The organism is Aeromonas sp. QDB30, from assembly GCF_027707645.1.
GTDB lineage: Bacteria > Pseudomonadota > Gammaproteobacteria > Enterobacterales > Aeromonadaceae > Aeromonas > Aeromonas caviae.
Map to the genome: position 1 here is coordinate 1 of NZ_JAPCIY010000070.1, position 21,969 is coordinate 21,969.

17 protein-coding genes and 1 tRNA gene are annotated in these 21,969 nt (G+C 60.4%); 10 read left to right on the forward strand and 8 right to left on the reverse strand.

The features are described from left to right. Positions 1-445: 445 nt before the first annotated feature. Together PG896_RS16990 and adhE are read right to left on the reverse strand one after the other, a co-directional pair. The gene (locus PG896_RS16990; RefSeq protein ID WP_270835980.1) at positions 446-1,681 is read right to left on the reverse strand and encodes an HD-GYP domain-containing protein; all 1,236 of its coding nucleotides are present in this window, start codon (positions 1,679-1,681) and stop codon (positions 446-448) included. Between the two features lie 110 nt (positions 1,682-1,791). Next, a complete protein-coding gene (gene adhE / locus PG896_RS16995) occupies positions 1,792-4,491 on the reverse strand; it encodes a bifunctional acetaldehyde-CoA/alcohol dehydrogenase (RefSeq protein ID WP_270835981.1) in 2,700 nt (899 codons plus the stop codon). Positions 4,492-5,322: 831 nt separating this feature from the next. Here adhE and PG896_RS17000 point away from each other — a divergent pair. The 7 genes from PG896_RS17000 to PG896_RS17030 all read left to right on the forward strand — a co-directional run bounded on the left by PG896_RS17000 (position 5,323) and on the right by PG896_RS17030 (position 13,124). Beyond that, positions 5,323-5,958 carry a YchE family NAAT transporter gene (locus tag PG896_RS17000; protein WP_201872432.1) on the forward strand — a complete coding sequence of 212 codons (636 nt, stop codon included), beginning with the start codon at positions 5,323-5,325 and terminating at the stop codon, positions 5,956-5,958. A gap of 280 nt (positions 5,959-6,238) precedes the next feature. Next, positions 6,239-7,858, forward strand: coding sequence for an ABC transporter substrate-binding protein (locus tag PG896_RS17005; RefSeq protein ID WP_041212840.1), 1,620 nt, complete (start codon positions 6,239-6,241; stop codon positions 7,856-7,858). Between the two features lie 97 nt (positions 7,859-7,955). After that, complete coding sequence (gene oppB / locus PG896_RS17010; RefSeq protein WP_010674330.1) at positions 7,956-8,876, forward strand: oligopeptide ABC transporter permease OppB; 921 nt, start codon at positions 7,956-7,958, stop codon at positions 8,874-8,876. A 14-nt stretch (positions 8,877-8,890) separates the two neighbouring features. Then, positions 8,891-9,802, forward strand: a complete 912-nt coding sequence (oppC, locus tag PG896_RS17015; protein WP_010674331.1) for an oligopeptide ABC transporter permease OppC — start codon at positions 8,891-8,893, stop codon at positions 9,800-9,802. A 108-nt stretch (positions 9,803-9,910) separates the two neighbouring features. After that, entirely contained in the window at positions 9,911-10,891 is a 981-nt protein-coding gene (locus PG896_RS17020; RefSeq protein WP_039038983.1) for an ABC transporter ATP-binding protein, read from the forward strand. Further along, complete coding sequence (oppF, locus tag PG896_RS17025; protein WP_010674333.1) at positions 10,892-11,887, forward strand: murein tripeptide/oligopeptide ABC transporter ATP binding protein OppF; 996 nt, start codon at positions 10,892-10,894, stop codon at positions 11,885-11,887. A gap of 292 nt (positions 11,888-12,179) precedes the next feature. After that, the gene (locus PG896_RS17030; RefSeq protein WP_041212841.1) at positions 12,180-13,124 is read left to right on the forward strand and encodes a TerC family protein; all 945 of its coding nucleotides are present in this window, start codon (positions 12,180-12,182) and stop codon (positions 13,122-13,124) included. A 57-nt stretch (positions 13,125-13,181) separates the two neighbouring features. Here PG896_RS17030 and alr read toward each other — a convergent pair whose 3' ends face one another. After that, positions 13,182-14,408: an alanine racemase gene (gene alr, locus PG896_RS17035; RefSeq protein WP_041212842.1), complete on the reverse strand. Its 1,227-nt coding sequence runs from the start codon at positions 14,406-14,408 to the stop codon at positions 13,182-13,184. Between the two features lie 179 nt (positions 14,409-14,587). Here alr and PG896_RS17040 point away from each other — a divergent pair, with 179 nt between their 5' ends. After that, a complete protein-coding gene (locus PG896_RS17040) occupies positions 14,588-15,034 on the forward strand; it encodes a methyltransferase family protein (RefSeq protein ID WP_010674336.1) in 447 nt (148 codons plus the stop codon). A gap of 73 nt (positions 15,035-15,107) precedes the next feature. Here PG896_RS17040 and PG896_RS17045 read toward each other — a convergent pair whose 3' ends face one another. The 3 genes from PG896_RS17045 to PG896_RS17055 form a co-directional block, all read right to left on the reverse strand. After that, complete coding sequence (locus PG896_RS17045; protein ID WP_244812596.1) at positions 15,108-16,367, reverse strand: dicarboxylate/amino acid:cation symporter; 1,260 nt, start codon at positions 16,365-16,367, stop codon at positions 15,108-15,110. A 203-nt stretch (positions 16,368-16,570) separates the two neighbouring features. Continuing rightward, positions 16,571-17,047, reverse strand: a complete 477-nt coding sequence (locus PG896_RS17050) for a CC0125/CC1285 family lipoprotein (RefSeq protein ID WP_041212844.1) — start codon at positions 17,045-17,047, stop codon at positions 16,571-16,573. Between the two features lie 120 nt (positions 17,048-17,167). Beyond that, positions 17,168-17,244, reverse strand: a tRNA-Pro gene (locus PG896_RS17055). A 33-nt stretch (positions 17,245-17,277) separates the two neighbouring features. On the opposite strand from PG896_RS17055, the gene PG896_RS17060 reads away from it, so the two are divergent. Next, positions 17,278-17,592 carry a hypothetical protein gene (locus tag PG896_RS17060; RefSeq protein ID WP_041212845.1) on the forward strand — a complete coding sequence of 105 codons (315 nt, stop codon included), beginning with the start codon at positions 17,278-17,280 and terminating at the stop codon, positions 17,590-17,592. On the opposite strand, the gene PG896_RS17065 is transcribed toward PG896_RS17060, so the two are convergent. Further along, a complete protein-coding gene (locus PG896_RS17065; protein WP_041212846.1) occupies positions 17,582-18,925 on the reverse strand; it encodes a dihydroorotase in 1,344 nt (447 codons plus the stop codon). The two genes, PG896_RS17060 and PG896_RS17065, sit on opposite strands and share 11 nt — an antisense overlap. A 79-nt stretch (positions 18,926-19,004) precedes the next feature. On the opposite strand from PG896_RS17065, the gene PG896_RS17070 reads away from it, so the two are divergent. Then, entirely contained in the window at positions 19,005-19,889 is an 885-nt protein-coding gene (locus PG896_RS17070) for a 6-carboxytetrahydropterin synthase (protein WP_041212847.1), read from the forward strand. Positions 19,890-19,956: 67 nt separating this feature from the next. On the opposite strand, the gene PG896_RS17075 is transcribed toward PG896_RS17070, so the two are convergent. Next, a complete protein-coding gene (locus PG896_RS17075) occupies positions 19,957-21,897 on the reverse strand; it encodes a methyl-accepting chemotaxis protein (RefSeq protein ID WP_270835982.1) in 1,941 nt (646 codons plus the stop codon). Between the last annotated feature and the right edge of the window lie 72 nt (positions 21,898-21,969).

The following is a 21,969-nucleotide window of genomic DNA, read 5'->3' on the forward strand; positions in this document are numbered from 1 at the left end:
GGCAGAGAAAATCCAAGCAAAACAACACGTTAGACGGTATTATTAATTCGCTTGCCGCTTAAGGTTCTGTACATGAGAGAGGACTAGTTGCATAAAAAAGCTTCCTCAAACACCACGCCGGAGCCGGGCGTTGTCATGACGCAGGGTGAGCCTGAGCCCGTCTTGATGCGGGCTGCGGGCTGAACGCTGCGGCAGTTTGCCAGAATGGAAAAATAAAACCATATAAAATCAGCACGTTAAATTGATATTTGTGTAATCGATGCCCGCTTGATATTGCTGATGCGAGCATGAAGGTATCCACCGGATACGCCACACGGAGGTGGCATGCTCCGCCCGGCCATCGGCTGGGCGTTTTTTATCCAGCTCCAATGGTGGACGATTTCGAGGGGACCTGAGCAATTATTCAGGTTTGTCCAATGAGTTATCCCCAGCTTCTGGGGATAACTCAGAAGGCGAAATAGTAACAGACCCGCCGACCCAGACCGAAAAAAGCGCGTTGTGCGTCGTCCAGCTCTTCCTGTCTGAGGGTGGCGACGATGCTTCGCGCATCTTCCCGCAGATCGATCATGGCCACTCCTTCCGGCCGCTGCCCCTTGAGGTAGGGCAGCACCTTGGGTCTGAGGGGCATGCTGGGCTCGGTGGAGAGCACCAGGGCCAGGGCATCGTCATCCAGGCGCACCAGGGAACCCGGTGGATAGACCCCCAGCACCTTTATCAGCAACCTGACCTGGGTTTGCTCGAACTTCTTCTGGGAGAGCTTGTAGAGCTGGCCGATCACCTGGCTGGGCCCCGGCGGGTTGAGGCCGCTGCGCGGGTGAAGCAGCTCGTCATAGTGATCCACCAGCCCGATGAGGCGGGCGAGGGGGGGGATCTTGTCGCCCTTGATCCCGAGGGGAAAACCGCTGCCATCGAGGCGTTCGTGATGCAGGTAGGCGACCTCACGGATCCTGGGTTCGAAAGCCTGCAACTGGTTGAGCATCACCAGTCCGTACTGGGGGTGCATGTTGAGGAAATTCTGCTCCGCCTTGCTGAGCTCCCCCCGCTTCTGGATGATCTGGCTCGGGATCCTGAGCTCGCCGATGTCGTGGATCAGGCCCGCCAGACCGGTTTCCTCGATCTCGACGGGATTCATGCCAAGCTCCCGTGCCATCAGCATGGCGATGAAGGCCACGCTCAGGCTGTGTTGCAGCAGGGTATCCGTGTTCTGGCTGCGGATGAGGTGCAGACCGAGTGGCCCCTGGTGTTCTGCCAGACGGGCGGCGGTGCTGCGCACTATCTGTGCGGTATTGGCCAAGCCTTCGTCCGGTTTGAGGTTGAGGGCGCCAAGGGCGTCGCGAAGATCTGACAGGGATTGACCGAACGCCTTGTCCGCGATGCGAAGGGAGCGCCTGAACGCCTTTTCGTCGAAGGTGGGGCCCTCAGAAGAGGAGGTGGTATTCCCGGTGTCGCTCATCTCAAGAGAGGGAACGGGTTCGGCCCGCAGCAGGGGCTCTACCGGCAGATCGCTCTTGTCGGGATCCACCATCAGCAGGGTCAGGTCGAGGTGGCGGATGATGTCGAGCTGCTGCTGGTCCTTGATTTTGAAGGCGTTGAACATGAAAGGGTGGCTCGTCCATCCCGTGGGAAGATGGATGTAGTGGCCGACTCTCAACTGCTCGATGGAGGCCTGTATCAGCGCCATGGACTAGCTCTTCTGTCGAATTTGCCTATCAACAAGCTAGCAAAATTAAACAGATAGACAAACAAAAAAGCCCGCGCATGTGCGCGGGCTCTTGTCATCCGTGGCGTTTATCAGGCCTTGGATTTTTTCTTGTTGTCCACCTTGTTGTCCACCTTGTTGTCCACCTTGGTGTCGACCTTGGCTGCAACCGGGGCGGCAGCAGGGGCTTCCTCGATGAAGGGACGGCCGTAGTAGGTGTCCATCAGGATGGCTTTCAGCTCGGTGATCAGCGGGTAGCGCGGGTTGGCGCCGGTGCACTGGTCATCGAAGGCTTCCAGGGCCAGCTGGTCTACCTTGGCCAGGAAGTCCGCTTCGTTCACGCCGGCTTCGCGGATGGAGGCCGGGATCCCCAGGGTGGCCTTCAGCTCGTCCAGCCAGGTCAGCAGCTTCTCGATCTTGGCGGCGGTACGGTCACCGGCAGCGGTCAGGCCCAGGTGGTCAGCCACTTCGGCGTAGCGACGGCGAGCCTGCGGACGGTCGTACTGGGAGAACGCGGTCTGCTTGGTCGGGTTGTCGTTCGCGTTGTAGCGGATGACGTTGCTGATCAGCAGGGCGTTGGCCAGACCGTGGGGGATGTGGAACTCCGCACCCAGTTTGTGGGCCATGGAGTGGCACACACCCAAGAAGGCGTTGGCAAACGCGATACCGGCGATGGTGGCGGCGTTGTGCACCTTCTCGCGGGCAACCGGGTCGTTGGCGCCGTTGATGTAGCTGGAGGGCAGGTAGTCCTTCAGCAGTTTCAGGGCTTGCAGCGCCTGACCGTCGGAGTATTCGTTGGCCAGCACGGAGACATAGGCTTCCATGGCGTGGGTCACTGCGTCGATACCACCGAAGGCACACAGGGATTTGGGCATGCCCATCACCAGGTTGGCATCCACGATGGCCATGTTCGGGGTCAGCTCGTAGTCGGCCAGCGGGTACTTCATGCCGGTGGCGTCGTCGGTCACGACCGCAAACGGGGTCACTTCAGAACCGGTACCGGACGTGGTGGTGATACAGACCAGTTCGGCCTTCACGCCCATTTTCGGGAACTTGTAGATACGCTTGCGGATGTCCATGAAGCGCATGGCCAGGTCTTCGAACGCGGTGTCCGGGTGCTCGTACATGACCCACATGATCTTGGCGGCATCCATGGGTGAACCACCACCCAGGGCGACGATCACGTCCGGCTTGAAGGAGTTGGCCATCTCGGCGCCCTTGCGGACCACGGACAGGGTGGGGTCGGCTTCCACTTCGTAGAAGATCTCCACTTCCATGTTCAGCTTCTTGAGCAGGCGAACCACTTCATCGGCATAGCCGTTGTTGAACAGGAAGCGGTCGGTCACCACCATGGCGCGCTTCTTGCCTTCCAGGTCGCCCAGGGCGATCGGCAGGGAACCACGACGGAAGTAGATGGATTTCGGAAGTTTGTGCCACAGCATATTTTCTGCCCGTTTTGCGACTGTCTTCTTGTTGATCAAGTGCTTGGGACCGACGTTCTCGGAGATGGAGTTACCACTCCAGGAGCCGCAACCCAGGGTCAGGGACGGGGCCAGCGCGAAGTTGTACAGGTCACCGATACCACCCTGGGTGGAGGGGGTGTTGATGAGGATACGGGCGGTCTTCATCTTGTCGCCGAAGTACTTGATGCGGTCGGCATTGCGATCCTGGTCGGTATAGAGACCGGAGGTGTGGCCGATACCACCGATGTTGACCATGTCGCAGGCCATTTCGACGGCTTCTTCGAAGTTCTTGGCACGGAACATACCCAGCGTCGGGGAGAGTTTCTCGTGAGCGAACTCGTCTTCCGCGCAGAGTTCCAGACCTTCACCGATGAGGATCTTGGTGGTGGCAGGCACGGTCACACCGGCCATGGCGGCGATCTTGGTGGCAGGCTGGCCCACGATGTCGGCGTTCAGGGCGCCGTTGATCAGCAGCACTTTACGCACCTTGTCCGCTTCGTCCTTGGAGAGGATGTAGCCGGCGTGGGTCGCGAAACGCTCCTTGACCTGGTTGTAGATGGAGTCGACCACGATGACAGCCTGCTCGGAGGCACAGACCACGCCGTTGTCGAAGGTCTTGGACATCAGGATGGAGGCGACGGCACGCTTCACGTCGGCGGTTTCGTCGATGACGATGGGCACGTTGCCCGCACCCACGCCGATGGCGGGTTTGCCGGAGGAGTAGGCGGCCTTCACCATGCCCGGGCCACCGGTGGCCAGGATCAGGTTGATGTCGTCGTGACGCATCAGGGCATTGGAGAGTTCGACGGAGGGTTGATCAATCCAGCCGATGATGTCTTTCGGCGCACCGGCAGCCACGGCTGCATCCAGTACCAGCTTGGCAGCGGTATTGGTGGAGTTCTTGGCACGGGGGTGCGGGGAGAAGATGATGGCGTTGCGGGTCTTCAGGGAGATGAGGGCCTTGAAGATCGCAGTGGAAGTCGGGTTGGTGGTCGGTACGATACCGCAGATGATGCCTACCGGCTCGGCGATGGTGATGGTGCCCATCTCGTCATCTTCACTGAGGATGCCGCAGGTCTTTTCATCTTTATAGGCGTTGTAGATGTATTCGGAGGCGAAGTGGTTCTTGATAACCTTGTCTTCGATGATACCCATACCGGATTCAGCCACGGCCATCTGGGCCAGGGGGATACGGGCGTTGCTGGCGGCCAGGGCGGCGGCACGGAAGACCTTGTCTACCTGCTCTTGCGAGAAGCTGGCGAATTGACGCTGTGCTTCTTTGACGCGGGCAACCAGTGCATCCAGTTCAGCCAAATTGGTTACTGCCATGTTTATCTCCTGATGATTTGAAAACTGTTTAGTAAGACCTTGGCAATGCCCGGCAATTATAGCCACCTTGTCAAGGCGAGAATCACCATAACGGGGTATTTACATGCCTTAGTAAACTGTTTTCTGGCTCGATTATAGGGTCGGGATGTGTCAGAAAAGATTGATCTGGATCATATGTAACAAAAGAACAAAAGAAATTTTGTTTCACCCCTTATCGCACCACTATGTTACGGGAGTGTGTCATCCTTTCTTGGCATCACGAGCTGCTGTCACGCGCCCTTGGAATATCTGCTCAGGGAAGGGGGTCCGATGAATTCTCGCCTTGACCGGGATGGGGGGAGGCGGTATCGCCGTGATGGTGGCAGAACGTCCACTCCCCTGACGTTTCATTTATGTTGAGAAAGGGGTTGTTGTTTTCATCCAGTCGCCCTGGCGAAACAGCACATCTGGCGGTGGCAGGGAGCGCGTCACCTCTTCACAGCCTGCCCCACTGGCGCCGCACCAGGGTGAGAAAGGCCAAAATCGGGGTCACAGGAGCGGGTGGGGCGGCAAGCAGGCGTGGTGAGAAGCAAGGGTGCCATTTGCCGAAAATATCGTTTCTTGGCTGAGGGCTGATATAACGCGCTGCCATGGCACCCGGCGATGTTAATGGCGGCCTCTCTCCCTTAACAACCCGATATGTTGAATTTTGTCGCTACATTAGCGGAACTAACTGAAAAGCCCCGGTAAGGGTGAGATTATTTGATTGGAGAAGGGAAAAGCCATGGTGTAAATTTACGCGCAGTTTGGGGGCTGGCCCCTTGTGGCTCGTATTGGTTCTGGATGGCGCCTATGGCAGCAATAGACTTCTCTTTATACCTGAAATTTTTCGTCGGCCTGTTTGCGATCATCAACCCGCTGGGTCTGTTGCCAGTCTTTGTGAGCCTGACGGGCCACATGTCGTCGGAGGAGCGACGCAAGACCAACACCACCGCCCACATTGCCGTGATGATCATCCTGATGGTCTCCATGTGCATGGGACAGCTCATCCTCGACAGTTTCGGCATCTCCCTGGCGTCGTTTCGCATTGCTGGTGGCTCGCTGATCACCCTGATCGCCTGGTCGATGCTGCAGGGCAAGCTGGGGGAGGTGAAGCACAACAAGCAGGAGAAGGGTGAACTGGCTGCGCGTGAATCCATTGCCGTGGTGCCCCTGGCACTGCCGCTGATGGCCGGACCCGGTGCCATCTCCTCTTCCATCGTCTATGCCAGCCAGAAGACCCTGCCCCAGATGGCCGGCATGTTCGTGGTGGTGGTGGCCTTTGCCTGCTGCTCCTGGCTCATCTTCCGCGCCGCTCCCCTGCTGTTCAAGCTGATGGGCAACACCGGCATCAACGTGGTGACCCGTATCATGGGTCTCATCATGATGTCCCTTGGCATCGAGATCATCGTGGCGGGCATCAAGGGAGTCTTCCCCGGTCTGGTGTGAGCCAGGTCCGTTTTTGTCGGAGCCGGTCCTTGTGACCGGCTTTTTATTGTTTCTTTTTTGTTGGTCATTTCCTAGAATCGAGCGGCCTTGTACGAAAAATGACCGCTGCGGGATATTTAAATGCTGAATAAATGGTTTAAAGTTGTTTTTTTGACCATGAAAGCGGCCTGTTCCTGATGATATCTATTGCATTATCAGAATTGTCAGGGAATTATGCGGGCAGCGAGGTGTTTGTCTCGTGGATAACAAATGCATGGAATGTTCTTGTTGGAGTATGGAAATGACTCATAGAAAAACAATTATTAATACCCTTTTATTGACTGCACTTTTCGGTGGCGCCACCCTGGCTCACGCCGCCGATGTCCCCGCCGGTACCAAGCTTGCTCCCGAGCAAACCCTGGTGAAAGGCAATGGTTCCGAACCCGCCACCCTGGATCCCCAGAAAGTGGAAGGTACTCCCGAATCCAACGTATTGCGTGACCTGTTCGAAGGTCTCGTCTCCTCCGGCCCCAAGGGTGAGACCCTGCCCGGCGTCGCCGAGTCCTGGGAAACCAAGGACAACAAACATTACGTGTTCCACCTGCGCAAGGATGCCAAGTGGTCCAACGGGGATCCCGTCACCGCTCATGACTTCGTCTTTGCCTTCCAGCGCGCGGTGGATCCCAAGACGGCCTCTCCTTACTCCTGGTACATGGAGATCCCGACCATCATCAATGCCTCCGACATCATCGCGGGCAAGAAGCCGGCCGACACCCTGGGCGTGAAGGCGGTGGACGATCACACCTTCGAGGTGCAGCTGGAGAAGGCGGTGCCTTACTTCGTCAGCATGCTCTCCCACACCACCACCTATCCGGTCCCGAAGAAGGTGATCGAGAAGTTCGGTGACAAGTGGACCCAGCCCGGCAACATGGTATCCAACGGCGCCTACGTGCTGAAGGACTGGGTGGTCAACGAGCGCGTCGACGTCGAGCGCAACCCCAACTACTGGAACAACGGCAAGACCGTCATCAACAAGGTGACCTACCTGCCCATCCAGTCCACCAACGCCGAGCTGAACCGCTATCTGGCTGGCGAAGTGGATCTGACCTACAACATGCCCATCGAACGCTTCAAGCAGATGAAGAAAGAGCTGCCGGACGAAGTAAAGGTCAGCGGCTATGTGGGCACCTACTACTACCAGTACAACTTCAAGCACAAGCCGTTTGACGACGTGCGGGTGCGTACCGCCCTCTCCTATGCCATCGATCGCAACGTGATCGCCGACAAGGTGATGGGCAAGGGCGAAACCCCGGGCTACACGCTCGTGCCTGACTTTGTAGATGGCTTCAAGCCGGTGGCGCCGGCCTGGTCCAAGCTGACCCAGGCAGAGCGCGATGCCAAGGCGAAAGAGCTGCTGACCGAAGCCGGTTACGGCCCGGGCAAGCCGCTCAAGTTCGAGCTGCTCTACAACACCGACGACAACCACAAAAAGGTGGCCGTGGCCGTCGCCTCCATGTGGAAGAAGCTCGGCGTGCAGGTGAGCCTGGTGAACCAGGAGTGGAAGACCTACCTGGAGACCAAGAAGCAGGGTAACTTCGACGTGGGCCGCGCCGGCTGGATTGCGGACTACAACGAAGCCTCCTCCATGCTGGATCTGATGCAGACCACTCACGGCAACAACGACGGCAAATACTCCAACCCGACGTTCGACAAGCTGATGAGCGAGTCCCGCAACCAGGTGGATGCCGAGGCGCGCAACAAGCTCTATGTCCAGGCCGAAGAGATCCTGGCCAAGGACATGCCGATCGCCCCCATCTATCAGTACGTGACCTCCCGCATGGTCAAGCCCTACGTGGGCGGCTACCCGGCCAACCCGCTGGACAACATCTACAGCAAAGACATGTACATCGTTGCTCACTGAGTAAAGAAACAAGTCGCATAACAAGCAGGGCCCGCCAGACGGCGGGCCTTTATTACAACCGCGACCCTTTGGAAGCAGTACAGGACAGGAAATGTCTATGTTGAAATTCATCCTTAAACGTCTACTGGAAGCGATCCCGACTCTGCTGGTCTTGATCACCGTCTCCTTCTTCATGATGCGCTTCGCCCCGGGTAACCCCTTCACCAGCGAACGCGCCCTGCCGCCGGAAGTCCTGGCCAACATCGAAGCCAAATATGGCCTGGACAAGCCCATCGGCATGCAATACCTCACTTACCTCGGCAACCTGGTCCAGGGGGATCTGGGGCCCTCCTTCAAATACAAGGACTTCACCGTCAATGATCTGGTGAGCCAGGCCCTGCCTGTCTCCGCCAAGATAGGCTCGGTCGCCTTCCTGCTGGCAGTGACCCTGGGGGTCACCTTCGGCACCATTGCGGCCCTGAAACAGAACACCCTCATCGACTACCTGTTGATGTCGTCGGCCATGGCCGGGGTGGTGATACCCGGCTTCGTGCTGGCACCGCTGCTGGTGCTCTTCTTCAGTATCTATCTGGGCTGGTTCCCGGCGGGAGGCTGGCAGGGGGGCGGCGCCCAGTTCATGGTACTGCCGGTGTTCGGCATGATGATGTACTACATCTCCGCCATCTCCCGCATCATGCGCGGCAGCATGATCGAGACCATGAACTCCAACTTCATCCGTACCGCCCGCGCCAAGGGGCTGCCCCTGCGTCACATCATCCTCAAGCACGCGCTGCGCCCGGCCATGCTGCCGGTGGTCTCCTACCTGGGACCGGCCTTCGTGGGCATCATCACCGGCTCCGTGGTCATCGAGACCATCTTCGGCCTGCCGGGGATCGGCCAGCTGTTCGTCAACGGTGCCCTCAACCGTGATTACTCCATGGTGCTCGGTCTGACCATTCTGGTCGGCGCCCTCACCATCACCTTTAACGCCGTGGTCGATATTCTCTATGCCGTCATCGATCCCAAGATCCGTTACTAAGCCGGGAGTTCATCATGGTAGTCACAACTGAAAAGCGCGAAGCCGTCGAGGCGTTCGCCCAGAAAGTGGAAGTGGTGGAAGGACGCTCCCTGTGGAAGGATGCCCGTCGCCGTTTCCTGCGCAACAAGGCGGCCCTGACCAGCCTCATCATCCTGACCATCATCGGTCTGGCGGTGATCGTGGGGCCACATCTGTCCCAATACACCTTCGATGACCCAGACTGGGGGGCCATGCAGAGTGCCCCGGACATGGAGACCGGCCACTGGTTCGGCACCGACAGCCTGGGGCGCGACCTGTTCGTGCGTACCTTGCTCGGCGGACGCATCTCCCTGATGGTCGGCATCATGGGGGCCCTGGTGGCTGTCATCATCGGCACCCTCTACGGCGCCGCGTCCGGCTTCATCGGCGGTCGCGTCGACAGCCTGATGATGCGCGTGCTTGAGATCCTCAACGCCTTCCCCTTCATGTTCTTCGTGATCATGCTGGTGACCTTCTTCGGTCGCAATCTGGCCCTCATCTTCCTCGCCATCGGCGCGGTGAGCTGGCTCGACATGGCGCGGATCGTGCGCGGCCAGACCCTGAGTCTCAAGAGCAAGGAGTTCATCGAGGCGGCCCACGTCTGCGGCGTCTCCAAGTGGAAGATCATCACCCGTCATATCGTGCCCAACGTGCTCGGCATAGTGGCGGTTTACGCCACCCTGCTGGTGCCGGGGATGATCATGTTCGAATCCTTCCTGAGCTTCCTGGGTCTGGGCGTGCAAGAGCCCATGACCAGCTGGGGCGCCCTGCTGGATGAAGGCTCCAAGTCGATGGAAGTGGCCATCTGGCAACTCCTGTTCCCCGCCGGTTTCATGGTGGTGACCCTGTTCTGCTTCAACTTCCTCGGGGATGGTCTGCGTGATGCCCTGGATCCCAAGGATCGCTGATACCCAGGGACCGGCAAGACGCCAAGGGGCCATCAGACCCGTTCAGGGAACGCACCGCGTTCACCACGGGCAGGCCCCCATCACGACAGCGCGATAAGGAGTACTGAGATGAAATTACTGGATGTGAAAGATCTGCGGGTCGAGTTCAAGACCCCGGACGGCAATGTGGTGGCCGTCAACGACCTCAACTTTTCTCTTTCTGCCGGCGAAACCCTGGGGATCGTCGGGGAGTCGGGCTCAGGCAAGTCCCAGACTGCCTTTGCCATCATGGGGCTACTCGCCAAGAACGGTGTCATCACCGGCTCGGCCAAATTTCAGGGGGACGAGATCCTGAATCTGCCGGAGCACAAGCTCAACAAGATCCGCTCCGAGAAGATCGCCATGATCTTCCAGGACCCCATGACGTCGCTGAACCCCTACATGAAGGTCAAGGATCAGCTGATGGAAGTGCTGATGCTGCACAAGGGGATGACCAAGGCTGCCGCCTTCGAGGAGTCGGTGCGCATGCTGGACGCGGTGAAGATCCCCGAGTCGCGCAAGCGGATGAACATGTACCCCCACGAGTTCTCCGGCGGCATGCGTCAGCGGGTGATGATCGCCATGGCGCTCCTGTGCCGGCCGCAGCTGCTCATCGCCGACGAGCCGACCACGGCGCTGGACGTGACGGTACAGGCCCAGATCATGACCCTGATGAACGAGCTCAAGCGCGAGTTCAACACCGCCATCATCATGATCACCCACGATCTTGGCGTCGTGGCCGGCATCTGCGACAAGGTGCTGGTGATGTACGCAGGCCGGACCATGGAGTACGGCCGGGTCAACGATATCTTCTATCGCCCGAGCCACCCCTATACCGAAGGCTTGCTGCGCGCCATTCCCCGCCTCGACACCGAAGGGGAAGAGCTGCCCACCATTCCGGGCAATCCGCCCAACCTGCTGCGTTTGCCCACCGGCTGTCCCTTCCAGGAGCGTTGCCACCGGGTGAGCGAGATTTGTGGCCAGCAATCGCCGATCCTGACACCGTTCAACGACGGTCGGGAGCGGGCGTGCCACTGGGTATCGGATGCCATGATCAAGGGAGTGAACTAAATGGGTACTGACAAGAAACTGCTGCTGGAAGTGTCCGACCTCAAGGTTCACTTCCATATCAAGAGTGACAAGGCCTGGCCCTGGGCCAAGCCCTCCGCCCTGAAGGCGGTGGACGGGGTGACCCTGCGCCTCTACGAAGGGGAGACCCTGGGCGTAGTGGGGGAGTCCGGTTGCGGCAAATCCACCTTCGCCCGTGCCCTCATCGGCCTGGTACCGGCCACCGACGGCAAGGTGGTGTGGCTTGGGCAGGACTTGACCAAGCTCGAGCAGAACGCCCTGCGGGAGAAGCGCAAGGAGATCCAGATGATCTTCCAGGATCCGCTGGCCTCCCTGAACCCCCGCATGACCATAGGGGACATCATCGCCGAGCCCCTCATCACCTTCTACCCGACCCTGCCAAGGGAAGAGGTGAAGGAGAAGGTGCGCGCCATGATGACCAAGGTGGGTCTGTTGCCGAACCTGGTGAACCGTTACCCCCATGAGTTCTCCGGCGGCCAGTGCCAGCGCATCGGCATTGCCCGGGCGCTCATCCTCGAGCCCAAGATGATCATCTGTGACGAGCCGGTCTCGGCGCTGGATGTCTCCATCCAGGCTCAGGTGGTGAACCTGCTCAAATCCCTGCAAAAGGAGATGGGTCTCTCCCTCATCTTCATCGCCCACGACCTCTCCGTGGTCAAACACATCTCCGATCGGGTGCTGGTGATGTACCTGGGCAACGCGGTGGAGCTGGGGACCGGCAAGGAGATCTTCGCCAATCCCCTGCACCCCTATACCAAGGCGCTGATGTCGGCGGTCCCCATCCCGGATCCGGATCTGGAGCGCAGCAAGGTCATCCAGATCCTGGAAGGGGACCTGCCATCCCCCATGAATCCGCCCTCCGGCTGCGTGTTTCGCACCCGCTGCCCGGTGGCAGGTCCGGAGTGCGCCAAGACCCGGCCCCAGCTCGAGGGCAACTTCGACCACGCGGTTTCCTGTCTCAAGGTGGACCCGCTCTGAGGATGGGAGCGTGACAGGGGCGCCCGGGTGGCGCCCCTCTTTTTTGCCTGCCCATCAAATCCTCTCTTGGCGCCAGCGGTTGTCGCTGCTACTATCCGCCTTACAAGGGGAGTAACTTCTCGCCGGTTTGTCGTCATTACGGTGCACCCATATCCTGCAGTGCACCCGGCAGCCGGGCAGTTGACGCAAGTCGGCTGTAAGTGAGACCTTGCCGAGAGGCAAGGTGTATCTGCTCCAAACGCGAACCCACTGCCTCCCGGCCGTGGGTTTTGTCGTTTTGGGAGAAGTGAACATGGGTGAATGGTGGATGTGGACCGGTTTCTTCAGCATAGTGCTGGTCCTGTTGTGGATTGATATCCGCTTTGTCGGTGGCGGCAAGGCGCACAAGGTGTCCCTGAAAGAGGCGGGCATCTGGTCTCTCATCTGGGTCAGCGTGGCGCTCCTGTTCAACCTGGCCATCTGGCTCTGGCTGGATCACAGTGCCGGGCGCGAAATCGCGAACCAGAAGGGGCTGGAGTTTCTCACCGGCTACCTCATCGAAAAGGCACTGGCGGTGGACAACGTCTTCGTCTGGCTGATGCTGTTCGGCTACTTCGCCATCCCGGCGGAGCTGCAGCGCCGGGTCCTGCTCTACGGGGTGCTGGGGGCCATCGTGATGCGCGCGGGCATGGTGTTCGCGGGCAGCTGGCTCATCGAGCAGTTCCACTGGATCCTCTACCTGTTCGGGGCCTTCTTGCTGCTGACCGGTGCCAAGATGCTGTGGGCGGCCGACAAGGAGCCGGATCTCGAGAACAATGCCCTGCTCGGCTGGATGCGTCGTCGCTTCAAGGTGACCGAGACGCTGGAGGGGGAGAAGTTCTTCGTCTGGCGTGACGGTGTGCGCTACGCGACCCCGCTGCTGCTCATCCTGGTGCTGGTGGAGGTGAGCGACCTCATCTTCGCGGTGGACAGTATCCCGGCCATCTTCGCGGTGACCACGGATCCCTTCATCGTGCTCACCTCCAACATCTTCGCCATCATGGGGCTGCGCGCCATGTACTTCCTGCTGGCCGGGGTGGCCGATCGCTTCGCCCTGCTCAAATACGGCCTGGCGCTGATCCTGATGTTCATCGGGGTCAAGATGTTGCTGCTCGATATCTTCAAGATACCGACCGGCATCGCCCTTGGCGTGGTGGCGCTGATCCTGCTGGCCTCCATGGGACTGAGTCTGCTGATGACCCGCAAAAAGACGGCGTGAACGGCGCAGTAAAAAAAAGGGCTCCATAGGGGGCCCTTTTTCATGTCAGCAATTTGCTTAGCGCTTGATCTTCTTGGGGTTGGTGTAGCCCCAGACGGTGTACATGTCCGCCAAGAGGGCACCGTTGTACTCCTCCAGATCAGATTGTTTCACCTCGGCATCACCCTGGCGTCCGAACAGGACCACCTCGTCACCGGGTTTGATCCCCTTGATGTCGGTGACGTCCACCATGGTGGTGTTCATGGAAGTCTTGCCCACGACGGGGGCCTTCTGGCCATGGATCAGCACATAGGCCTTGTTGCTCATGGCGCGGCGGTAGCCGTCGGAGTAGCCCATCGGCAGGTTGGCCAGCAGGGAGTCGCGCTTGAGGGTGAAGGTGCGGTCATAGCCGACGGTGTTGCCCGCCGGGTAGTGGTTGACGGAGGCGACCTGGGTCTTGAACGCCATCACCTTCTTGTACTCGGTGTAGGAGGGAATGGTGTCGCCATAGATGATACCGCCAGGGCGCACCATGTCAAAGTAGGCTTCCGGCACTTCCAGGGTGGCGAAGGAGTTGGCGGCGTGGATGGTGAGCTTGCTGCGATCCAGCTTGCCGGCGTCGATGAGCCACTGGTAGTCCAGCTTGAACTGGGCCAGCCCCAGCTTGACGTCCTCTTTCTCCTCCACCGGGAAGTGGGTCATGATGCCGACCGGGGTGATCCCCTTGAGCTTGAGCATGGCCAGGGCATCGGCCTTGGCATCGTCCTGGCGCAGATCGATGCCGTTGCGGCTCATGCCGGCGGAGTTCAGGCCGATGTGCACCGGGATGTTGGTGTGATGGCGCTGGGCGATGCCGGCGATCCCCTTGGCGCTCTCCAGGCTGCCGATGAGCTCCTCCAGCTTGTAGGGCAGGGCCTGCTCCACTTCATCCGGGGTGGCGGCCCGCACCCGCATCAGGCGACCTTCGAAGCCCTTCTCGCGAGCAACACGTGCTTCTTCGTTGCTGGCGATGCCGATGCAAGGGATGCCTGCCTTGACCACGGAAGGGACCAGCAGGTCGATGCCGTGACCGTAGGCGTCCGCCTTCATGATGGCGCAGATCTGCGGGCCCTTGTCACCGAGGCGATTCTTCAGGGTCTGGATGTTGTGCTCGAAGGCACCGAGATCCACTTCCAGCCAGGCGTTGGCGGCGGTCTGTTCCTGACCGTTGCGGTGGTCGTCGGCGAGCGGCAGATAGGGGGCGGCGACCGCCTGGCCGGCCAGCAGGCCAAAAATCAGGGTCGCGAGCAGTGTTTTCTTGTGCATGGGGCAAGTCCTTTCTTATTGTCTTGAGTTGAGGCTGGGCTCATCGCTGAGGCGAGCTGCGGCAGGGCTGGTCATAGCATGTTGCTATGCTAATGATATATTTCACTTTTTATCCAGATGCCGACTCTGGGAGTGTATCTCAACGGCGTCAATCGTGGCACGTGTTGCAGGAAGAAAATATGAAGCTGACGTTGCGGATTCCACCGTTGCTGCTGTTCGTCGTCATCGTGCTCGCCATGTGGCTGGGGCGGGGTGAGGGGAGGGCGGCGCCCCTGTGGCTGGTGCTGGTCGCCACGCTGTGGCTGGCGGGAGCCCTGCTGGGGGGCGGTGCGCTTCTGCATTTCTGGCAGCAGCGCACCACTGTGCACCCCCAGCGGCTGGAGAGCAGCCGGGTGCTGGTGACCCGGGGCGTCTATCGCATCAGCCGCAATCCCATGTACCTGGGGCTGCTCTGCTGGACCCTGGCGCTGGCGTGCTATCTGGGAGGCATGGCAGTGTGGCTCGGGCCGCTGCTGCTCTGGGGCTGGCTTACCCGCTTCCAGATCCTGGCGGAGGAGCAGGCGCTGCGGCGACAATTCGGCGATGCCTATGACGACTATTGCCGACAGGTCAGGCGCTGGTGCTGAGGCGCGGCGTGCCCCATCAGGCATATGACAACGGCCCGCAGAAGCGGGCCGTTGTCATGGGGGTCAGGGGGGATCACGCCTTGGCGGTGTCCACCTCGCCGAGGGGGGCGGTCTCCCCCAGGCTGTCTTCGCTCTTGGCCACCACGCTCGCGGCGATGGCGTTGCCCAGCACGTTGGTGGCGGAGCGCCCCATGTCGAGGAAGTGGTCGATACCGAGCAGCAGCAGGATGCCCGCTTCCGGGATGTGGAACTGGTTGAGGGTGGCGGCAATCACCACCAGGGAGGCGCGGGGCACCCCGGCCATTCCCTTGGAGGTGACCATCAGCAGCAGCAGCATGGTGATCTGCTGGGCCGTGGAGAGCTCGATGCCATAGGCCTGGGCGATGAACATCACCGCGAAGGTGCAGTACATCATGGAACCGTCCAGGTTGAAGGAGTAGCCCATGGGGAGCACGAAGCTGGCGATGCGCTTGTCACAGCCAAATTTCTCCAGCCTGTCCAGGGTCTTGGGGTAGGCGGCCTCGGAGCTGGCGGTGGAGAAGGCCAGCAGGATGGGCTCGCGGATGAGGGCGAGCAGTGTCAGGATGCGGCGGCGGATGAAGAGGCTGCCCATGGCGATGAGCAGCAGCCATAGGCAGCCGAGCGCCAGATAGAACTGGGCCATGAAGGTGCCATAGGTAGCGAGGATGCCGAGCCCCTCCTTGGCGACCATGGCGGCGATGGCGCCAAACACCGCGAACGGGGCGAAGTTCATCACGTAGCCGGTCACCTTGAGCATGATCTCGGCGCCGCTGGCCATCAGCTTGACCACGGGCTTGGCGTCGTCCCCCAGGGCGGCGGCGGCCAGCCCGAAGAAGAGGGAGAAGACCACGATCTGCAGGATCTCGTTGGTGGCCATCGCCTCGACCACGCTTTTCGGGATGGCGTGGGTCACGAAATCCTTGAGGGAGATGGCGGTGGCAACCACGCCTGAGCTGGTGCCGTCATCGGGCAGAGAGAGGGAGAGCCCCACCCCGGGTTGCATCAGGTGGACCATGACCAGCCCCAGGGTCAGGGACATCAGGGAGGCGAGCATGAACCAGCCCAGGGTCTTGACGCCGACGCGGCCCACGGTGCGGGTGTCACCCATCTTGGCGATGCCGACCACGAGCGTGGTGAACACCAGGGGGGCGATGATCATCTTGATGAGGCGCAGGAAGATGTCGGTCAGCAGGGTGATGTCATCGGCAAAGCCTGCGGCCTGTGCGGGCGCGAGCAGGCGATAACCCTGCCCGGTCACGATGCCAAGCAACATCGCAATGAGGATGGCAACGGTCAACTTGTTCATTTTCATGGGGGAGTTCCGGTTTCGATAGGTGCAATGCCTGTGCAGGCGGCGAGGGGCCGCCTCAGTCCTTTTTTGTGATCCGGGCGGTGGAATCCAGACAGCCGGTGTGCTGGAGCATGCCTAATCGCGAAGGGGAAATCCAGTGACTTGTTTCGGAGTTTTGTGTTGTTGTTAGCTGCACTTGATATGCATCTTGTGATTTATTTGTATTAATCGCTGTTTATTTTAATTTTTGCGAGATAAACGGCTTCCATGCTCTGCGCGTCCCGGGGGCTGGCCTCCAGGGTGAAGACGAGCAGGGCCGAGGTGCGGTGTTCCACCTGCATGTCGTCCATGAAGGTGTCTGGCTCGTACTCGTCGAACCCGAATTGGGGGCGGGTCGGGGTGACCCTGACGGCATCCCGCGACAGGGTCAGCGTCTCGACCCGAATCCAGGGGTATCCCTTTGCCAGTGCCACCTCACCGGCCCGCTTGAGCACGTATTTGCGCGCCGTTTCCCTGTCCACCAGATCGTTTCCCACAAACTCCAGTTGCCAGCGGGCCGGGCCAAGCTGGGTCTGTGAAAAACCGGTCTGGCCATTCCAGAACGATTTTTCACTGTCATAGGCGGTGGCGCAGCCCGCGAGCTGGCCGACCAGCAGGGCGCTGAGGGCAAGGGTGCAGAAAGTACGAAGGGAAGGCAACATGATGCGGGCCGCTTGGCAAAGGGGGTTTTACTACAGCACAAAGGGATCGGAGAGACAATCGCGGTGGAAGACCATAAAAGAAAAGGCCTTGTCGTCTGACAAGGCCTTTCTCGGGGAATTTGGTCGGTGTGAGAGGATTCGAACCTCCGACCCTCTACACCCCATGCAGATGCGCTACCTGGCTGCGCTACACACCGACGGAGTCAGCTCGGCTGACGGGGAGGGAGTTTATGGAGATGCCCCGACCCTGTCAACAGGGGAAATTCAGGTTCGAGATCGTTTGCCTGCTTTGCGAGCAACTTCGGATCAAAGTGCGACCAGTGGTGCATTTTGTCGGCACCTCACCGCTGTCTTGCAGGAAAAACGGCCACCCGGAGGTGGCCGTTTGGCGTGATGCTCTCAAGCCGAGATCAGCGGTTGAAGGTGAGACGCTTGCCCAATACCTTGTCGGTGACTTGGCCGTTCTGCCAGGCTATTTGCCCGTTGACCAGGGTCATCTCAAGCAGGGCGCGCTGGAAGCGGTCATCATCCAGATCAGCGGTTGAAGGTGAGTCGCTTGCCCAATACCTTGTCGGTGACTTGGCCGTTCTGCCAGGCTATTTGTCCGTTCACCAGGGTCATCTCGATGGTGCTCTGGAAGCGGTAGCCGTTGAACGGGGACCAGCCGCACAGGTAGAGCAGGTTGCTGTCGGTGACCACGTAGGGCTTGCCGAGATCCAGCAGCACCAGGTCGGCGAAGTAACCTTCCCGGATGTAGCCGCGATCCTGCACCTGGAAGCGCTCGGCCACCGCGTGGGAGGTCTTCTTGACGATGGTTTCCAGCGAGAAGACGCCGTTGTGGTAGAGCTCCAGCAGCGCCTGCAGGGAGTGCTGCACCAGGGGCACGCCGGAGGGCGCCTTGAAGTAGCTGTTCTGCTTCTCTTCCCAGGTGTGGGGAGCGTGGTCGGTGGCGATGATGTCGAGCACGTCGTTGCGTACCGCATCCAGCAGGGCGTGCTGGTCGGCAGCGCTCTTCACCGCCGGGTTGCACTTGATCTGGCTGCCCAGGGTGTCGTAGTCCGCCTCGTTGAAGAAGAGGTGGTGGACGCACACTTCGGCGGTGATGTTCTTGTCCTTGAGATCCTTCAGATCCGGGGTGGCGGTAAAGAGTGAGAGCTCTTTCGCCGTGGTCAGGTGCAGCACGTGCAGCTTGGCGCCGTACTGCTTGGCCAGGGAGACCGCCATGCTGGAGGATTTGTAGCAGGCGTCCGCGCTGCGGATGCGGCCGTGCTCGCGCATGGGCACGTCTTCGCCCCACTTGGCGCGAGCTTCGTCTTCCAGCACCTTGATGGACGGGGTGTCCTCGCAGTGGGTGACGATCATCACCGGGCTCTCGCGGAAGATGGCTGCCAGGGTCTCCTGGTTGTCCACCAGCATGTTGCCGGTGGAGGCCCCCATGAAGATCTTGATGCCGCAGGACTGCTTGGGATCGAGCTTCTTGATCTCTTCCAGGTTGTCGTTGGTGGCACCCAGGTAGAAGCTGTAGTTGGCGGCGGCGGAGTTGGCGGCGATCTGGTATTTGGCTTCGAGGGCTTCGATGGTGGTGGTCTGGGGATTGACGTTGGGCATTTCCATGAAGCTGGTGGTGCCACCGGCCACGGCGGCCCGGGATTCACTGGCGATGGTTCCCTTGTGGGTCAGGCCGGGTTCCCGGAAGTGGACCTGATCATCGATCATCCCGGGGATGAGATGACGGCCCGTTGCATCGATCACCACGGCATCGGGGGCACTGATGTCCGGGGCGACGCGGGCGATCCGCTCACCCTCGATCAGGACGTCGGAGGCATAGATGCGGCCTTCGTTGACCAGGGTGGCATTCTTGATAAGCAATTTGTTCATGGGGGAGTCCGGTTCCTTTGTCAGTGATCGCGGGTCATAATAGCGCAAACCGCCCTTTCTCTGTAGCAAGGCCTGAGTAATGAAGTTATTTGTTAGAGATTTGACTGTGATCGATTCCAGCTATTTATGCGAGCGCCGCGGCATGGTGGGCGAGAGCTGGCTGGTGGACATCGAGATGAGCGGCGAGCTCAACGAGATGAGCATGTTGCTGGACTTCGGTCGGGTGAAGAAGCTCATCAAGTCGATCATCGATGAAGAGGTGGATCACAAGCTGCTGGTGCCGACGGAATGTCCCCTGGTCCATGTCCACGCGCTGGACAACGACGAGAGTACCGTGGATCTGCTGCGTCCGGGTCGCGCCATCCACCTGCGCTGCCCGACCCAAGGGTTTGCCTTCATTCCCGCCCCCCAGGTGGATAAAGAGTCGGTGACCCGCTATCTGCTGGGGGTACTGGCCAAGCGTCTGCCCGGCAACATCAAGGATCTCTCCCTGACGTTGCGTTCGGAGCGCATCGAGGGCGCCTTCTACCACTACAGCCACGGCCTCAAGAAGCACGACGGCAACTGCCAGCGCATCGCCCACGGCCACCGCTCTCCCGTCGAGATCCTGGTGGATGGAGAGCGTGACGAGGAGCTGGAGTTCAACTGGGCCGAGCGCTGGGCCGACATCTACCTGGGCACCGAAGAGGACAGAGTGGCCCTTGGCGAACTCGCCCTGAGCGAGCGGGCCGAGGCGTCACTGAAAGAAGGGGACGCTCACTACATCGGCTTCAAGTACGTGGCGCCCCAGGGGCTGTTCCAGCTCGCCATGCCGGCGGTGGAGGTGGAGATGATCGACACCGACACTACCATCGAGCTGCTGGCCCACTACATCGCCCGCGAGGTGAAGAAGCAGGTAGGGGACAAGTTCGTCAAGATTGTCGCCTATGAAGGGGTCGGCAAGGGCGCCATCGCCTACGCCTGAGCCAGGTTCTTCGCTGCCATGAAAAGGCCCCGCCAATGCGGGGCCTTGTCGTATCGGGTCGTGGCCATCAGGCACTGAGGCGGAAGCGCTGGACCAGCCCCTCCTGCTGCTCGGCAAGGGAGTCGAGCTGCTTGCTGGTCTCGGCGACCCGCTCTATGCCCTGATAGTTGAGATCCGAGATGTCGGAGATGCGGTTGAGGTTGGTGGCGATGTCGGCGCTGGTGGCCTGCTGCTGCTCGGCGGCGGAGGCTATCTGGCTGGACATGTCGCTGATGAGCACCACGATGCCCTGTACCTCTTCCATGGCGTTGTTGGCCTGGGAGCTCTGATCCACGCAACTGTCCATCTCGCGGGAGCACTCCTGCATCACGTTGACTGCCCGGGCGACGCCTTGCTGCAGGTTCTCGATCATGGTCTGGATTTCGCTGGTGGACTGGGCGGTGCGGCCAGCCAGGTTGCGCACCTCGTCGGCCACCACCGCAAACCCGCGTCCCTGCTCGCCGGCGCGGGCCGCCTCGATGGCGGCGTTGAGGGCCAGCAGGTTGGTCTGCTCGGCGATGCCGCGGATGACGTCGAGGATGTTGCCAATCTGGCCGCTCATGGCGCTCACGTCGCCAATCACCTTGCCGGTCTGCTGCAGCTTGCCCGCGAGCTGGTGGGTGGTGGTGATGTTGCCTGCCATCACTTTGCGCCCCATCTCGGAGGCTTTCTCCACATCCTGCACCCGCTCCAGGGTCTGGTTGGCGGCCTGGGCCACCTCCCGCACCGAGGCCTCCATCTGGGTCATGGCGGCGGCGACCGAGGCGGTCTCCTGACGCTGTTTCTCCAGATCCGCCCGCACCGATTCGGTGGTGTGGCGGTTGTCGTGGGCGGCGCTGTTGAGCTGGGTCGACGCCTGGGAGAGCTGCTTGAGCACATCCCCCATCTGGTGGATCAGCAGGTTGATCTGGCTGGCGAGCTGGCCGAATTCGTTCTGGCTCTTGAAGCCGACGCGCTGGGTCATGTCACCCTGGGTCACCTCGGTCAGCACCCGCAGCAGCTCTTTCAGGGGGCGGCGGATGGCCTTGCCCAGGGTGAAGGCCACCAGGATGGCGACGAAGATGGCGATGGCGATGCTGATCCCCTGGGTCAGGGTACTCTGGGTCTGCACCCGATCGGAGGCCTGGATGCTGGCGTTCATCAGCTGCTGGCTCTGGGCGGTGATCCCCTCCAGCTTGTTCTGGATGCTGAGGATGAGCTGGCTAGCCTGCTTGCTCTGCTCGCGCATGGCCTGCTGCTGCTTCATCAGGGCCAGGTATTGGGAGAGCACGCCGTCATTGCCCGTGGTGTCGCGCACGAAGCCATGGACGTAGTGGCCCATGTTGTTGTCGAAGTCCTTGAGCTCCCCCTGGAGATCCTTGATGGTGCTGTTGAAGCCCTCGATCTGCATCTTGTTGCGCTTGAGCGCCGCCTCGATGGGGGCGGGGATGCTCTGGTTGAGGGCATCCATGGTGGAGAGCTCGATGGCGGATAGCTTGGTGGTCAGGGTCTCGGAGAGCATCTTGATGAAGCTGTCGTCGATGGTGACCATCATGTCCCCCAGGTTCTTCTTGAACTGGGGCAGGCTGACCTGGAACTGGCCCTTGGCCTGATTGACCTTGTGCAGCCGGGTGAGCAGGGCCTCGTGTTCGCCGGGCAGGGTCTGGGTCAGTTGCAGGTAGTCATCCACCAGCTTGACGAGGACTGTCATGTCCGCCTGCAATTGGGGATGCACCGCCACCTGCTGCTTGAGGCTGGCGACCATCTTGTCGACCTGGCCCTTGGCCTGTTGCAACTCGGCCACTTCCGCCGGCAGTTGCTTGAGATCCTGCTCGGTCAGCACGTCGGTGAGCCATTTGTTGGCGCTGAGCAGGCTTATCTGGGTCTGGCTGCTGGCGAGTACCAGCGGCATGGACTCCTGGGTCACCTGATCCAGGGCGCCGCTGAGTTCGCTCTGGCCGCGAAAGGTCAGTACCGCACTGGCGACCATCTTAAATGCGAAAGGGGACTCCCTCCGACGTAGGTGGGAGGGGAATTTCGCCGGGGCGTCAGCCCCGCTGGT